Origin of the sequence: Actinoplanes sp. NPDC051470, assembly GCF_040682035.1 — a bacterium.
In the GTDB taxonomy this organism is placed as follows: domain Bacteria; phylum Actinomycetota; class Actinomycetes; order Mycobacteriales; family Micromonosporaceae; genus Actinoplanes.
This window is the reverse complement of record NZ_JBFBAA010000067.1, coordinates 1-14,603: the sequence shown is the minus strand read 5'-3', so window position 1 is coordinate 14,603 and position 14,603 is coordinate 1. Positions and strand designations below refer to the sequence as shown.

Below are 14,603 nucleotides of genomic sequence, written 5' to 3'. Positions count from 1 at the left end.
TGGTCCGGCCGGGCGCCGACCCGGCCCGCCTGCTGCGGATCGTGCGTGGCGCCGGCCGCCTGCTGAGCACGGCGATCGACACCGCGGGACCGCGGGCGCGGGCCTGGCACTGGGGGCCGACCGACCCGGCCGGTTTCGCCGCCCTGGGCATGAACGAGATCCTCGTGCACACCTACGACATCGCGCAGGGCCTGGGCCTCGACTGGTTGCCGCCGGCCGGGCCGGCTCGGACCATCCTGACCCGCCTGTTCCCCGAGGCGCCCGCCGACGACGACCCCGCGGACGCTCTGCTGCGCTGCACCGGCCGCCGCGGCGACACCGGCCCCGACTGGAAGCTCAGGGCCGCCCTGGGATAATCAGTGCCGTTTCCGGGGCCATGTCGGCGATGCTGGGGCCCATGTATGACAAGATCGCCGCGGTCGGTGGGGTTGTCGGGGTGGTGCTGGGCGGGAGCCGGGCCCGGGGCACACATCGGCCGGATTCCGACCACGACATCGGCATCTACTACCGGGGCGCGCTCGACGTCGAGGCGTTGCAGGCGCTGGCCGACGAGGTGGCCGACGAGCGGGCCGAGATGACGCCGGTCGGTGGCTGGGGACCGTGGGTCAACGGCGGCGGGTGGCTGCGCGTGAATCAGGAGAAGGTCGACTGGATCTACCGTGACCTCGACCGGGTGCGGGCGATCTGGGCCGACTGCCAGGCGGGCCGGTACGAGGTCGGGTTCCAGGTGGGGCATCCGCTGGGCTTCCACTCGTACGCGTACGCCGGCGAGCTGGCGTACGCGAAGATCCTGGCCGACCCGACCGGTGAGCTGACCGCCCTGCGGCAGGAGACGCTGGTCTTCCCGCCGCGCCTGGCCGAGGCGCTGACCGACCGGCTGTGGGAGGCGGAGTTCCTGTTCGCGCAGGCCCGCAAGGGCTACGACCCGACGTACGCGGCCGGCTGCCTGTTCCGGGCGATCGGCGTGATGTACCACGCCCGGTATGCCCAGCAGGGCCGCTGGTTGATCAACGAGAAGGGCATGACGGGCCTGCCGGAGATCCTGGGCGACATCGGCCGCACCCCCGAGCAGGTCGAGCGCACGATCGTCCGGGCGGAGGAGATGCTCGCTCAGATCCGGGCGACGCCGCGGTGAGATCAAAAAGCGTTGCGGGTACGCGCGGCGGAACAGCGCTCGTCATCCGGGCCCGGCGCCGGCGCGGGGAGACCTCCCCGCGCCCGGTTCCGGGTTGTCCCGGTGGGTCGCGCCGGAGACCGCCCGGGCCAGCAGAGGCCTTTCCAGCACGTCGGTGCTGTCCACAAAACTGTCGATCGCCCCGGGCGTCCACGCTGGATGTAGTGCCGCCGCGAACCGCCCGGCGTCGATGACCGGGAACGGCCGGTCGAAGTACAAGCGGCGGGTGGCGTCGACGGGCGGCGTGAGGCCCAACGCGTTCTGCCGCCACCCGGCGTGCTCGTACGCCGTACACAACGCCTCCTGCCGCACCGAGGCCGAACTCGCGCCGACCGCTGTTCGCAAGGCCGACGCGACCGGTGCGACGTCCGGCAGCGAGGCGAACGCCGACCCGAGCCACTTGCTGTAGGGCGGGTAGCGCCGCGCGAGCAGCAGGCACAGCCGCATCACGTCGCGGGCCAGCCGCGCCGCGACGATCCGGCTGCCCAGGTCGTCCCCGGCCTCGGCGGCCCGCCCGACGAACGCCTCCTCCTGCGCGATCCGGGTCCACTGGGCGGCCAGCACGATCCGCCACACGTGGCCGGGATACCAGGCGAGCCGCTCCCGCACGGCCGTCAGTTCCCCGGAAGGATCGTGGTAGACCGCCCCGCCGACCACCTCGGCCAGCCGTTGCGCGGGCGTGGCCAGCCAGTCCGCGTCGCTCACCCCGGCCGTGGCATCGAACCCCAAACGCGAAGAGAGCCACGAAGGCAGGGTGGCGAAGAGCACGCGATGCGCGACCGGTCCCGTGGTGACGGCCATGGTGGCGACCCGGGCCCCGGCCGGTTCGAACGAGGTCGGGTGGCCCCGGAACGTGGTGGGCAGCCGCTCGGCCAGCTTCGAGCTCAGCGCCGCGGCCTGCGACAGGTCGGGCAGGAACACGTCGACCCGCGGCCCCCAGTCGTGGTCGGCCGACCGCGGCGAGTCGAAGCCGAGCACCTCGGATCCCGGCCCGATCCGCGCCGCCGTATGCGGGACGTCGAGCAGCGGCGCCACGGCTTGCCGGTAGAAGTCGCCGCAGAGATCGAGGCCCGGAACGAACATCGTCACCTTCCCGGATATGGGATAGCATCCCGGATGTGGGAGATGCCGTGGAGGACCGGCTGGCCGCCCGCCTCGCATCCTTGCGGGGCGAGCGCGGCTGGTCGCTGGAATTTCTCGCCGACCGGTCCGGGGTGAGCCGCTCGACGCTGTCCCGGCTCGAGCGTGGCGAGGTCAGCCCGACCACCGCCCTGCTGGGCCGGGTCTGCGGCGCCTACGGGATGACCCAGTCGCGCCTGCTGGCCGAGGTGGAGTCCGAGCCCGCCGCGGCCCTGATCAGAGCGGCCGACCAGCCGGTGTGGCGGGACGAGGCCGCCGGCTTCACCCGCCGCGCCGTGTCACCGCCCCACGCGGGCCTGCGCGCCGAGATGATCGAGGGGGTGCTCGGCCCCGGCGCCGACGTGGCCTACGACCGGCCGACCGTCGAGGGTCTGGAGCAGCATGTGTGGATCCTCGACGGCACGTTGGAGCTGACCGGCGGCGACACCACCTACGGACTTGCGACGGGTGACTGCCTGCGGTTCCGGCTGTGGTCGGCCACCCGGTTCCGGAACCTGACCGCGAGCCCGGTGCGGTACGCGATCGTGCAGGTGCCGCCGTGATCGAGCGCCTGGACGCGGCCGGTTTCGAGGCTTGCCTGCCCGGCCTGGCCGTGCTGCTGGCCGACGCGGTCGAGGCCGGCGCGTCGGTCGGTTTCCTGGCCGGCCTCGACGTGTCCGCGGCGACGGCGTGGTGGCGTACCCGCAAGGCCGCGGTCGAAGCGGGCGCCCTCGCGGTGTGGGTGGCCCGTGCGGGGGACCGGATCGTCGGCACCGTCTCGCTGGCGTACTCGGACAAGCCCAGCCAGAAGCACCGTGCCGACGTGGTGAAGCTGATGGTGTCGACCGCCCGGCGCGGCCGTGGCCTGGGCCGGCGGCTCCTGAGCACCGCCGAGCAGGCGGCCGCGGCGAGCGGCGTGACGCTGCTGATGCTGGACACCGAGACCGGCAGCGCCGCCGAGCGCCTCTACGAGAAGGCGGGCTGGCACCGCTACGGGATCGTGCCGGCGATGGCCGCCGATCCGTCCGGGGTCCGGCGCGACTGCAGCTTCTTCTACCGCACCTTGGCTTTGTAAGCGCTTGCACCAGCCGTCCGGTTGGGCCGGTTCTGCCGGAAACACCAGATCATGAAACGGCGCTGGGCTCGGGTTTCGGCCGCGTGTCGTCAGGGTTACGTTCGCGCCGTGGCAATGAAAGCGTTTACACGGCCGAAGGCGGCGACCATCTACGAGGTCGCCCAGCGCGCCGGCGTGTCCATCGCCACCGTGTCGCGGGCGCTGCGCGGCTCCGAGCTGGTCACCGAGGAGACGCGGGCCCGGGTGCGGGCGGCCGCGGCCGAGCTGCGGTTCACCCCGAACCGGTCCGGGCGTTCGCTGGCCGAGGGCCGGCACGCGGCCAACGGCATCGTGTTCCCGGATCTGGTCGGCCCGTACTACGCCGAGGTGGTCCTCGGGTACGAGGAGACCGCCGCCGGGTTCGGCAGCAGCGTGCTGATCCTGACCGCGAACGGCCGCGCCGACGCCGCCGAGGCGGTCCGTGAGCTGGCCGGGCGGGTCGACGGGCTGGCGCTGATCAGCCACACGGTCGGCGACGACGTGGTCGACGAGATCGCCGCCACCGGGCTGCCGCTGGTGCTGGTGGCCCGCGACCCGGTGGCGGGGGTGGACACCATCCGCACCCGCAACGAGGGCACGGCCGCGTCGCTGACCGAACACCTGCTGGCCCACGGGCACCGCAGCTTCGTGTTCCTCGGCGACCCGGAAGGCGCCCCCGACGTGGCCGGCCGGTATGCGGGGCTGTCGGCCGCGCTGGCCGCGCACGGGCTGGACGCGCCGGCGCCCGTACCCTGCGCCCTCGATCTGGAATCCGGCCGCGAGGCCGCCGCCGGGCTGCTGCGCGAGCCGCCGGACGCCATCGTGTGCGCCAACGACGAGATCGCGCTGGGTGTGCACCTGGCCGCCGAGCAGCTGAACGTCAGCATTCCCGGCGACGTGGCCGTGACCGGCTGGGACGACCTGATGGCGGCCCGGTTCGCCGGCCTGACCACGGTCGCGCAGCCGATGCGGCAGCTGGGCGCCACCGCGGCGGGCTGGCTGCACGAACGCATCGCCGGACGGCACCTGGACGACCAGCCGGCGCCGAGGCGCCGGGTTCTACCGACCCAGCTCGTCGTGCGGCGCAGCTGCGGTTCGCATCCCCCGGAGGAAGCATGAGACGGATAGTGGTTTTCGCCGCCGCCGCGGCGCTGGTGCTGGCCGGCTGCGGCCGGGAGTCGGGCGGCGGCCAGGAGCAGGCCAAGTCGGTCGCCGAGGGCAAGGCCTCGGGCGACATCACGGTGTGGGCGATGGGCACCGAGGGCGAGAAGCTCGGCGCGTTCGCGGCTGACTTCATGAAGGAGAACCCGGACGCCAAGGTGACCGTCACGGCGGTGCCGTGGGATGCCGCGCACCAGAAGATCGCCTCGGCCATCGCGGCCAAGCAGACCCCGGACGTGTCGATGATCGGCACCACCTGGCAGGGCGAGTTCGCCAAGACCGGCGCGCTCGACCCGACGCCGAAGGAGCTGTTCACCGCCGGCACCTACTTCCCCGGCGCGTGGGACACGACGGTCGTCAACGACACCTCGTACGGCGTGCCGTGGTATGTCGAGACCCGGGTCATCTACTACCGGACCGACCTGGCCCGGAAGGCGGGCATCACCAAGCCGCCGGCCACCTGGGACGACCTCAAGGCCATGGCCAAGGCCCTGCAGGCCGGCGGCGCCAAGTGGGGCATCAACCTGAAACCCGGCGAGACCGGGTCGTGGCAGTACGTGATGCCGTTCGCGTGGTCGAACGGCGCCACCATCGCCGACGACACCAAGTACACGTTCGACTCGCCCGAGATGACCGAGGCGATGAGGTACTACCAGTCGTTCTACACCGAGAACCTGGCGCCCAAGGAACTGGCCGAGGGCGCGCTGGAGCCGGCCTTCGTCAAGGGTGAGATCGGCGCGTTCATGTCCGGCCCGTGGCACGTCGGCCTGATCAAGGAACAGGGCGGCGCCGGGTTCGAGGACAAGTTCGCGGTGATGCCGATGCCGAAGCAGAAGTCGGCCACCTCGTTCATCGGCGGATCCAACATCGCCGTGTTCAAGGACGCCAAGAACCGCGACGGCGCCTGGAAGTTCCTGCAGTGGCTGGCCAAGCCCGAGGTGCAGGCCAGGTGGTACCAGCAGACCACCGACCTGCCGGCCGTGCGGTCGGCCTGGACCGACCCGTCGCTGGCCGACGACAAGTTCCTCAAGGTGTTCGGCGAGCAGCTCAAGGACGCCAAGTCACCGCCCACCTTCGCCACCTGGGAACAGGTCGCGGCCGCCTTCGACACCGAGATGGAGAAGGTCGCCAAGTCCGGTGAGGACCCCGCCCAGGCGGTCAAGGCGGTGCAGGACAAGGCCACGTCGATCGGTACGGGCAGCTGACGTGACCGCCCTGCAGACCCGCCCGGCGGTGACCCGGCCGGCGAAGGCGCCGCCGGCCCGGCGGCGGCAGAAGTGGACCGGCTGGGGGTTCGCCGCCCCGTTCACCGTGCTGTTCCTGGTGTTCATGGCCCTGCCGGTGCTCGCCTCGCTGGTGATGAGCGTGACCGACCTGCGCGTCACCGACCTGCGCAACCCCCTGGCCGTGAACTTCGTCGGCCTGGACAACTTCGCCCGCCTGTTCTCCGACGACCTGTTCGGCCGGGCGGCGGTCAACACGCTGATCTTCGTGGTGATCGGGGTGCCGCTGAACCTGGTGGTGGCGCTGGCCGCGGCGACCGCCCTGAACTCGGGGCTGATCCGGTTCCGGGCCGCCTTCCGGGTCGGCTTCTACCTGCCGGTGGTCACCTCGATCGTGGCCATCGCGGTGATCTGGCGGTTCCTGCTCGACCCGGACGCCGGCCTGATCGACAACCTGCTGCGCCTGGCCGGCATCCCGGGCCCGGACTGGCTGGGCAGCACCAGCACCGCCCTGCCGTCGCTGATCGTGATGGCGGTCTGGCGCAACTTCGGGTTCCTGATGGTGGTGTTCCTGGCCGGCCTGCAGGGCATTCCCGGCGACCTGTACGAGGCGGCCACCCTGGACGGGGCGTCGCGCCGGCAGCAGTTCCGCCACGTGACCCTGCCGCTGCTGCGCCCGACGCTGCTGTTCGGGGCGGTGGTGACCAGCATCGGGTTCCTGCAGTTGTTCGAGGAGCCATTCGTGATGACCCAGGGCGGCCCGCTCAGCTCCACCCTGTCGGTGTCGTACCACATCTACAACCAGTTCGGGTTCGGCAACTACGGCTACGCCGCCGCGGCCAGCTACGTGCTGTTCATCGCGATCGTGGCGCTGTCGGTGCTGCAGTTCCGGCTGCTCGGCGAGAGGGACTGAGATGGCCGTCATCGCCGCGCCCCGGCCGCAACAGCGGCGGCCGCGGGACCGCGCCGCCAAGATCGTCCTGTACACGGTCCTGGGCCTGGGGCTGCTCGTGGTCGTCGGCCCGTTCCTGTGGATGCTGCTGGCCTCGTTCAAACCCGAGGCCGAGATCCGGCGGGTGCCGCCGACCTGGCTGCCCGACACGTGGACGCTGGACAACTTCCGGGAGCTGTTCACCCGGCTCGACTTCCCGCTCTACTTCTTCAACTCGGCCCTGGTCGCGGTGCTGATCACGGCCGGGAACCTGCTGTTCTGCTCGCTGCTCGGCTACGCCCTGGCCAAGCTGAGCTTCCCGGGCAAGCGGACGCTGTTCCTGGTCGTGCTGGGCATGCTGATGGTGCCCGGCATGGTGCTGTTCGTGCCGCAGTTCGTGCTGGTGTCCAACCTGGGGCTGGCCAACTCGTACGCCGGCCTGGTCCTGCCCCTGCTGGCCGGCCCGTTCGGCGTGTTCCTGATGCGGCAGTTCCTCACCACGATCCCCGACGACCTGATCGAGGCGGCCCGGGTCGACGGGGCCGGCGAGTGGCGGATCTTCTTCCGGATCGTGCTGCCGCTGTGCCGGCCCGCCCTGGCCACGCTGGGCATCCTGACGTTCCTGGCCAGCTGGAACAACTTCCTGTGGCCGCTGGTCGTGGCCACCACGGAGGACAAGTACACGCTGCCGGTCGCGCTCGCGCTCTACAGCGTCGGACAGGACCGCACCTACTTCGGCCTGCTCCTGGCCGGTGCGGTGGTCGTGGTCCTGCCCGTGCTCATCGTGTTCCTGGTCCTGCAGCGGCACTTCCTGCGCGGGATCGCCACCACCGGGCTCAAATAGTGAGAGGTGCACGCACGTGAGACGTCTGCTCGTACCCGTCGTGGCAATGCTGATGATCCTGGGCTCCTCCTCCGCGGCGAGCGCCGCGAAGAGCCCGCTGGAGACCTGGGCCAAGGACACCTGGCGGTCGATGGTCGCGATGACCGACCCGCGCACCGGCCTGGTGTCCGACAACATCACCGGCGACCTGACCGAACCGGCCGCGTACACCTCACCGACCAACATCGGCGGCTACCTGTGGTCGGCGGTGGCGGCCGAGCGGCTGGGCATCATCTCCGGCCGGGAGGCCCGCGCCCGGGTCACCAGGACCCTCGACACCCTGGCCCGGCTGCGGCGCCACCAGCCGTCGGGCATGTTCTACAACTGGTACGACCCGGCCACCGGCGACGTGATCACCACCTGGCCGATCGAGGACCACCACGTGGTGACGCCGTTCCTGTCCAGCGTCGACAACGGCTGGCTGGCCGCGGCGCTGCGGGTGGTCCGCGGGGCGTACCCGACGCTCGCCCCGAAGGCCGACCGGATGCTGTCGAGGATGAACTTCGGCTTCTACTACAACCCGGCGGCGACCACCCCGATCGGCACACGGGGGCTGATCCGCGGCGGCTTCTGGGACACCGAGCCACCGCCGGCGACCACGTCGTGCTCGGTGCCGCAGAACGGCGTCTGGTTCACCTGCAACCACTACGACATCACCGTGACCGAACCGCGGATGGCCACCTACCTGGGCATCAGCGCCGGGCAGATCCCGGCCAAGGCCTACTACGACACGATGCGCACCCTGCCCGACAGCTGCGACTACTCGTGGCAGGAGATGCAGCCGCGCGGCTTCCACACGACCCACCTGGGCGTGAGCGTGTACGAGGGCTCGTACCGCTACCGCGGCATCACGTTCGTGCCGTCGTGGGGCGGGGACATGTTCGAGGCGCTGATGCCCGACCTGTTCGTGCCCGAGGCGCAGTGGGGCCCCCGCTCGTGGGGACGCAACCACCCCGCCACCGTGGCCGGGCAGATCGAACACGGCCTCAACGACGCCAAGTACGGCTACTGGGGCTTCTCCCCCGCGTCCGACCCGGCCGGCGGCTACGAGGTCTACGGCGTGGACGCGATGGGCATGGACACCGGCGGCTACCCCTCGGACGTGCAGAAGTCCAACTACGACGCCGGGTTCGGCGCCTGCCGCCCGGCCGGACCGGCCCCCGACTACGGCGACGGCGTGGTCACCCCGCACGCCGCTTTCCTCGGCCTGCCGTACGCGCCGCGCCCCGCCGTGGCCAACCTGTCCCGGCTCGCCAAGAACTTCGACGCCTACGGCCCCGGCGGCTTCTACGACGCGGTCAACGTCGGCACCGGTCAGGTCGCCCGGCGCTACCTGTCCCTCGACCAGGCCATGATCATGGGCGCGGTGGGCAACTACCGGGGCGGGAACGTGCTGAAGGAGGCCTTCGTGGATCGGTCGTTCGAGCGGCGGATCCGCCCGCTGCTGGCCGCCGAGGCGTTCAACGTGCCGGCCGGGCAGAAGCTGCCGCAGCTCGGCGGTGGCCGATGACGGTGGCCTCCGCCCAGGAGAGCTGGGCCCGGATGATGGGGTCCGGGGGCGCGCAGGACCGCGCTCCCGGCGAGGCCCGGGTGGCCGACCTGCCCGCACCGGCCGATGTGCGGGCGGTCGCCGGCCGCGAGCAGGTGACGGTGTCGTGGGATCCGGTGCCCGGCGCCATCGGGTACGCGGTCTACCGCGCCGCGTCCGCCGACGGCCCGTTCGAGGTGGCCGACTGGGGCGGCGGCGACGTTCTCGCCGTCCCGCACGGCCCGTTCGCCGACACGTCGTCCCCGGCTCGGTTCTACGCGGTGGCGGCGCTGGCCACGGTCACCGCGCTCGGGCCGCTGTCGTCGCCGGCCGCGGTCGTCGAGGGCGACACGTCGGCCCAGGTCGAGATCAAGATCGCCGATTCCCCGGGTACGCCCACCCACCGCGTGTGGCAGGAGATGGTGGGCTCCGAGCACCTGTCGCACCTGCTGTCGCCGGACCTGACCGGCGGCCGGCCGATCGGGCTCGAGCTGCGCGACGCGCTGGCCCGGGCCCAGGCCGAGCTGGGCCTGCGCACCGTCCGGGCGCACGGCATCCTGTCCGACTCGTTCGACACGGTCGACGCCGTCTACGACCAGGTGCTCGCCCTCGGCTACCGGCCCGTGGTCGAGCTCGGCTTCATGCCCCCCGACCTGGCCCGCGACCCGTCGCGGACGGTGTTCGCGTACGAGGGGATCATCTCGCCCCCGGCCGACTGGGACGCCTACGCCGCCCACCTGCGGTCGTTCGTCGACCACCTCGTCGACCGCTACGGCCACGACGAGGTGGCGCGCTGGCGGTTCGAGGTGTGGAACGAGGCCAACCTGTCGGTGTTCTGGTCGGGCACCCCGGCCGAGTACTGGCGCCTGTACGACGTGACATCGGCTGTTCTCAAAGAGAAAGAACGCTCTTTCTCGGTCGGCGGCCCGGCCACCGCGGCCGTGGGCTGGATCGAGGAACAGCGCGCCCGGGACAATGTGGACTTCCTGTCCACCCATGTCTACGGCACCGCGCCCCTCGACCTGCGCCCCCTCGCGGACGGCAAGCCCCTGCTGTGGACCGAATGGGGCGTGACCGCCACCCACGGGCATCCGATCAACGACTCGGTGTTCGCGGCGGCGTTCCTGCTGCGCGGCATGCGGTCGGCGGCCGGCCGGGTCGACGCCCTGGCCCCGTGGGTGATCTCCGACCACTTCGAGGAGCTGGGCCGCCCGGAACGGCTGATGCACGGCGGGTTCGGGCTGCTCACCGTCGGGAACCTGGCCAAGCCCAAGTATTGGGCGCTGCGCCTGCTGGACCGGCTCGGCGACGTCGAGCTGCCGGTGGCCGTGACCGGCGACGGGGCGGGCAGCCTGGTCGAGGCCTGGGCCACCCGATCGGCCGGCGGCATCGCGGCGCTGGTCTGGAACGGGACCCTGGACCAGTCCAAGGCGGGCGGGGCGGCCGGGCTCGACCGTCTCGTGCGCCTGTCCGCCCCCGCCACCGGCGACCAGGTCGTGCGGATCTGGCGGGTGGACGCCCGGCACGGCGACGTGGCCGCCCGCTGGGCCGCCCTGGGCGGCGGCGCCGACTGGCCGGACGACGACCAGTGGCTGGCCCTGTCGGCCGACGACCGCCTCGACGAGGCCGAACCCGCCCGCACGGTCACCGCCGGCCCGGACGGCACGGTCACCGTCGAGCTGGACCTGCCCAACCCCGGCATCGCCCTGGTGGAGATCCACCCGGCCGGTTGACCGGTCAGGCGGGGTGCCAGTTCCGGCGGCGGCCCTGCCGCACCACGATCCCGATCAGGCCGACCAGCACCACCGCGCCCAGCCCGGCCAGCCCGAACACCAGGGCTTTGGCCTGCGACTTCGCCCGGCGCTCCCGCAGCGCCACGGCCGCCGGGTCGTCGCCGGTGTAGGGCGCCGCCGCGGGCGACGGCCGGCTCTCCGGCCCCAGCGTCTCGGTCACCGCCCGATAGGGGTTGAGCAGCCCGAAGCCGTAGTCGTCGCTGTGCCTCCCGCCGGGCGCCGGGTCGGTCGTGGCGACGATCCGCCGCAGCACCTGGTCGGGGGTCAGCTGCGGCTGCCGCTGCAGGATCAGCGCCGCCGTCGCCGACACGAACGGCGCCGCGAAGCTCGTTCCCTCGACCGGGCTGTGCCCGGAACCGGGCCTCGCCGCGGTCACCCCCTTGCCCGCGGCGACCACATCGACGTAGGGGCCGTGCTGGGAGAACGACGCCCGCACCCCGTTCACGTCGACCGCGCCGACCCCGATCACCCCGGAGTACGCCGCCGGGTACGGCGTGGTGTTGGCCTGATCGCCCTGGTTGCCGGCCGCCGCCACGACCACCACACCGTCGGCCACCGCCTGCTGCACCGCCCGCCGCACCAGCGCGTTGTCCTGGGTCATCACCACCGACAGGTTGATGATCCGGGCGTTCCCGCCCGACCGGCTCGCGGCCCAGGAGATCGCCTGCGCGAACTGGGCCGGCGACCCGTCCTGACCGACCTCCTTGCCGTCGATCGTCTCCTTCTCGGTGATCCGCACCGGCACGATCGTCACCCCGGGCGCCAGCCCGTGGAACGGCACACCCTCCAGCTGCCGGGCGGCGATGATGCTGGCCACCGCGGTGCCGTGCCCGACACAGTCCCGCCGCGCGTCCGGGTCACCGTGCAGCAGGTCACGACCGGCCGCGACCCGGCCCTTGAGCTGCGGATGCTTCGCGTCCACCCCGGAATCGATCACCGCCACGCGGACACCGGCGCCGGTCGCCAGCGACGCCAGCCGGGGCAGGTCGTACAACTGGTCCTCGAACGGGAGCGCCCGGTTCACCTGGCCCGGCGCCGGAACCTGCGAACACTGCGCCGCCCTGGCCTGAGCCGGGACGGGCGTGAACACCACCGCCCAAGCCGCCAGCGCGGCCACCACGCGGCCACCCCGCATCCTCCGAACCCCCCGTTCAACGATCCGGGTGGATGCTACCGGCTCACCGGCCCCTGCGATGTCCGCCACCCTTCCCCCCAGCAGGGTCCATCGATAGGTTGTAGGAACCAACTGCGGCACGTGAGGGAAACCGGTGCAACTCCGGTGCGGTCGCGCCACTGTCAGCCGGGCAACCGGCGAGCCAGGACACTCACGCCACCCGCAGCCTGCTCGATCGGGACGCGTCATCCCGTTAAGGAGTTCAGATGTCACAGCCCACCACGTCGGTGACCACCCCACTGGTCACCCCGAGGCTCCTCTGGATCGCCCTGGCCGTCGTCGCCGGCGCGCTCCTGCTGGCCTACCTGGTCGCCTTCGACCAGGGCGCCATCTCCCGCTCCGGCCTGTACCTGCACGAGCTGATGCACGACGGCCGCCACCTGCTCGGCGTTCCGTGCCACTGACGGCCCACCCGAAGGCGCACGGATTCGGCGCCGTCCTGCTGCGCGGCCTGCTCGCGGGCCTCATCGCCGGCCTGCTGTCCGGCGCGTTCGCCTTCACCTTCGGCGAACCCCAGATCGACGCGGCCATCGCCATCGAGGGGGCGTCGGCCCCACCCGCCGCCCCCGGCGCGACCGCGGACGAGCCCCTGGTCTCCCGCAACGGGCAGAAAGCCGGCCTGATCCTGGCCACCAGCCTCGCCGGCCTCGCCCTCGGCCTGCTCTTCGCCGTCGCCTACACCGTGCTCCGGCGCCGCCTGCGCACCCCCGACGACACCCGCGCCGCGCTCGGCCTGGCCCTGGCCGCCCTCATCGGCGGCGTCCTCGTGCCCTGGGTGAAATACCCGCCCAGCCCGCCCGCGGTCGGCGACCCGAACACCATCACCCAGCGCACCATCAGCTACCTCGCCATCATCGTCATCGGCCTGGTCGCCGTCTGGGCCTCCGTCGTCGCCTTCCGGTCCCTGCGCGCCGGCACCCCCGAATGGCGGCGCCTGCTCACCGGCCTCGGCGCGTTCCTGCTGGTCGTGGTCATCGGCTACGCCCTGCTGCCGAACATCGACGAGGTACCCGGAACGTTCCCGGCCAGCCTGCTCTGGAACTTCCGGATCACCTCCCTGGGCACCTCCACCATCCTGTGGACCGCCCTCGGCCTCAGCTTCGGCGCCCTCACCGCCCGCAGCAACCAGGCCCGGCCGGCCGGGAAAACCCCCGCAACCGTGTAACACCCTCAGCGCTGCGCCACGGCAGCCGAACAGGTCTACGTGGCGCAGCAGTGGGCACTGGCCGGCAACATCGTCATCGCATGCGCGTACGCGGCGATCTGCGTGGCGATCCTGGTGCCCCTGACCCGCGCCGGGCAACTACGCACCAACCGCCTCGCCGTCGCCACCAGCGCGATCTTCTTCAGCTGCGCCGTCGGCCACGCCTTCCACGCCGCCATGTACGGGCAGGCCGGCTTCCAGAGCCCCCACCAGGCCGCCACGCACGACCTCGCCGGCTGGAGCCTCTGGCCCACCGCGATCTGGGACGCCCTCACCGCCGTCGTCGGCATCTACTACTGGACCCTGCGCCGCAGCTACGCCGTCCTGCTCGGCGGCACCGGCGCCCTGTTCGTCGACGCCGCCGAGGAACACCGCCGGCACACCATCGAACTACGCGAAAGCGTCGCCGACGCCCGCGCCGACGCCGACGCCGAACGCGACGCCCAGGCCGCCATGCTCGGCGCCATCATCGCCAACAGCCAGTCCCTCATCTACGTCAAGGACCTCACCGGCCACTACCTGCTCGCCAACACCACCTTCGAACAGGCCTTCGACCTCGAACCCGGCGCCGTCATCGGCCACACCGACGACATCATCGACCCCGCCCTCGCCACCACCTGGCGCGCCGCCGACACCCGCGCCCAGCACGGCCCCATCCACCTGGACGAGACCGACAGCCGCGGCCGGCAGTACGAGAGCAACAAATTCCCCCTCCACGACCACCACGGCCAGGTGTACGCCATCTGCGGCGTCTCCCTCGACGTCACCGGACTGCGCGAAGCCACCCGCGAAGCCGAACAGGCCCGCGACGACGCCCTCGCCCAGAGCCGCGTCAAGAGCGAATTCCTCGCCACCATGAGCCACGAGATCCGCACCCCCATGAACGGTGTCCTCGGCCTCGCCAGCCTGCTCATGAGCACCGACCTCGACCCCGCCCAGCGCCGCTACGCCACCGGCATCCACACCGCCGGCAACGCCCTGCTCGGCGTCATCAACGACATCCTCGACTTCTCCAAGATCGAAGCCGGGAAGGTCGTCCTCGACCACCACGACTTCGACCTGCACGCCGTCCTCGCCGACACCGCCGCCCTCATCACCCCCGCCGCCGACGACAAGGACCTCACCCTCGTCACCCGCCGCGGCCCCCAGCTACCCGAGACCGTCCGCGGCGACGGCGGCCGCGTCCGCCAGATCCTCATCAACCTCGCCGGCAACGCCGTCAAATTCACCGGCCAGGGCAGCGTCATCATCCGCGCCGACCGCCTGCCCACCCGGCCCGGCGCCGACGCCGTCGTCGTCCGCTTCGAAGTCACCGACACC

General features: G+C 72.1%; 15 protein-coding genes and 1 riboswitch. Of the genes, 13 read left to right on the top strand and 2 right to left on the bottom strand.

What is annotated here, in order from left to right; genetic code table 11:
* A partial coding sequence (locus tag AB0M54_RS47420) for a maleylpyruvate isomerase N-terminal domain-containing protein (protein ID WP_364479861.1) occupies nucleotides 1–356 on the top strand: 356 nt, incomplete at its 5' end.
* Between the two features lie 41 nt (nucleotides 357–397).
* Entirely contained in the window at nucleotides 398–1,135 is a 738-nt protein-coding gene (locus AB0M54_RS47415) for a nucleotidyltransferase domain-containing protein (protein WP_364479858.1), read from the top strand.
* Nucleotides 1,136–1,177: 42 nt separating this feature from the next.
* On the opposite strand, the gene AB0M54_RS47410 is transcribed toward AB0M54_RS47415, so the two are convergent.
* Nucleotides 1,178–2,257, bottom strand: a complete 1,080-nt coding sequence (locus AB0M54_RS47410) for a DUF4037 domain-containing protein (RefSeq protein WP_364479856.1) — start codon at nucleotides 2,255–2,257, stop codon at nucleotides 1,178–1,180.
* A gap of 35 nt (nucleotides 2,258–2,292) precedes the next feature.
* Between AB0M54_RS47410 and AB0M54_RS47405 the strand changes: the two genes are divergently transcribed.
* From AB0M54_RS47405 to AB0M54_RS47370, 8 genes are all read left to right on the top strand, one after another.
* A complete protein-coding gene (locus tag AB0M54_RS47405; RefSeq protein WP_364479853.1) occupies nucleotides 2,293–2,856 on the top strand; it encodes a helix-turn-helix domain-containing protein in 564 nt (187 codons plus the stop codon).
* Nucleotides 2,853–3,368, top strand: coding sequence for a GNAT family N-acetyltransferase (locus tag AB0M54_RS47400; protein WP_364479850.1), 516 nt, complete (start codon nucleotides 2,853–2,855; stop codon nucleotides 3,366–3,368). Before AB0M54_RS47405 ends, AB0M54_RS47400 begins: the two co-directional genes overlap by 4 nt.
* Before the next feature lie 114 nt (nucleotides 3,369–3,482).
* A complete protein-coding gene (locus AB0M54_RS47395; RefSeq protein ID WP_364323236.1) occupies nucleotides 3,483–4,505 on the top strand; it encodes a LacI family DNA-binding transcriptional regulator in 1,023 nt (340 codons plus the stop codon).
* On the top strand, nucleotides 4,502–5,752 hold the full coding sequence (locus AB0M54_RS47390; protein ID WP_364323238.1) for a sugar ABC transporter substrate-binding protein: 1,251 nt from the start codon (nucleotides 4,502–4,504) through the stop codon (nucleotides 5,750–5,752). The genes AB0M54_RS47395 and AB0M54_RS47390 overlap by 4 nt, the downstream gene beginning before the upstream one ends.
* Before the next feature lies 1 nt (nucleotide 5,753).
* The gene (locus tag AB0M54_RS47385) at nucleotides 5,754–6,683 is read left to right on the top strand and encodes a sugar ABC transporter permease (protein ID WP_364323240.1); all 930 of its coding nucleotides are present in this window, start codon (nucleotides 5,754–5,756) and stop codon (nucleotides 6,681–6,683) included.
* A 1-nt stretch (nucleotide 6,684) separates the two neighbouring features.
* Complete coding sequence (locus AB0M54_RS47380; RefSeq protein ID WP_364323242.1) at nucleotides 6,685–7,545, top strand: carbohydrate ABC transporter permease; 861 nt, start codon at nucleotides 6,685–6,687, stop codon at nucleotides 7,543–7,545.
* 16 nt (nucleotides 7,546–7,561) lie between these two features.
* Nucleotides 7,562–9,094, top strand: a complete 1,533-nt coding sequence (locus AB0M54_RS47375) for a glucoamylase family protein (protein WP_364479848.1) — start codon at nucleotides 7,562–7,564, stop codon at nucleotides 9,092–9,094.
* On the top strand, nucleotides 9,091–10,845 hold the full coding sequence (locus AB0M54_RS47370; protein WP_364479845.1) for a xylan 1,4-beta-xylosidase: 1,755 nt from the start codon (nucleotides 9,091–9,093) through the stop codon (nucleotides 10,843–10,845). The genes AB0M54_RS47375 and AB0M54_RS47370 overlap by 4 nt, the downstream gene beginning before the upstream one ends.
* Nucleotides 10,846–10,849: 4 nt before the next feature.
* Here AB0M54_RS47370 and mycP read toward each other — a convergent pair whose 3' ends face one another.
* Nucleotides 10,850–12,040, bottom strand: coding sequence for a type VII secretion-associated serine protease mycosin (gene mycP / locus AB0M54_RS47365; RefSeq protein WP_364479842.1), 1,191 nt, complete (start codon nucleotides 12,038–12,040; stop codon nucleotides 10,850–10,852).
* 125 nt (nucleotides 12,041–12,165) lie between these two features.
* A riboswitch (cobalamin riboswitch) is annotated at nucleotides 12,166–12,230 on the top strand.
* 55 nt (nucleotides 12,231–12,285) lie between these two features.
* Between mycP and AB0M54_RS47360 the strand changes: the two genes are divergently transcribed.
* The 3 genes from AB0M54_RS47360 to AB0M54_RS47350 form a co-directional block, all read left to right on the top strand.
* A complete protein-coding gene (locus AB0M54_RS47360; protein WP_364323250.1) occupies nucleotides 12,286–12,483 on the top strand; it encodes a CbtB domain-containing protein in 198 nt (65 codons plus the stop codon).
* A complete protein-coding gene (locus AB0M54_RS47355; RefSeq protein WP_364479839.1) occupies nucleotides 12,474–13,244 on the top strand; it encodes a CbtA family protein in 771 nt (256 codons plus the stop codon). Before AB0M54_RS47360 ends, AB0M54_RS47355 begins: the two co-directional genes overlap by 10 nt.
* Nucleotides 13,245–13,283: 39 nt before the next feature.
* Nucleotides 13,284–14,603, top strand: a 1,320-nt coding sequence (locus AB0M54_RS47350) for a histidine kinase dimerization/phospho-acceptor domain-containing protein (RefSeq protein WP_364479836.1), incomplete at its 3' end; no start/stop codon positions are given.

Excerpts from the sequence above, each read along its gene's own strand:
- AB0M54_RS47415 (WP_364479858.1), top strand. The coding sequence starts at position 398 with ATGTATGACAAGATCGCCGCGGTCGGTGGGGTTGTCGGGGTGGTGCTG.
- AB0M54_RS47370 (WP_364479845.1), top strand. The coding sequence starts at position 9,091 with ATGACGGTGGCCTCCGCCCAGGAGAGCTGGGCCCGGATGATGGGGTCC.
- AB0M54_RS47410 (WP_364479856.1), bottom strand. The coding sequence starts at position 2,257 with ATGTTCGTTCCGGGCCTCGATCTCTGCGGCGACTTCTACCGGCAAGCC.
- AB0M54_RS47395 (WP_364323236.1), top strand. The coding sequence starts at position 3,483 with ATGAAAGCGTTTACACGGCCGAAGGCGGCGACCATCTACGAGGTCGCC.
- AB0M54_RS47380 (WP_364323242.1), top strand. The coding sequence starts at position 6,685 with ATGGCCGTCATCGCCGCGCCCCGGCCGCAACAGCGGCGGCCGCGGGAC.
- AB0M54_RS47390 (WP_364323238.1), top strand. The coding sequence starts at position 4,502 with ATGAGACGGATAGTGGTTTTCGCCGCCGCCGCGGCGCTGGTGCTGGCC.
- mycP (WP_364479842.1), bottom strand. The coding sequence starts at position 12,040 with ATGCGGGGTGGCCGCGTGGTGGCCGCGCTGGCGGCTTGGGCGGTGGTG.
- AB0M54_RS47360 (WP_364323250.1), top strand. The coding sequence starts at position 12,286 with ATGTCACAGCCCACCACGTCGGTGACCACCCCACTGGTCACCCCGAGG.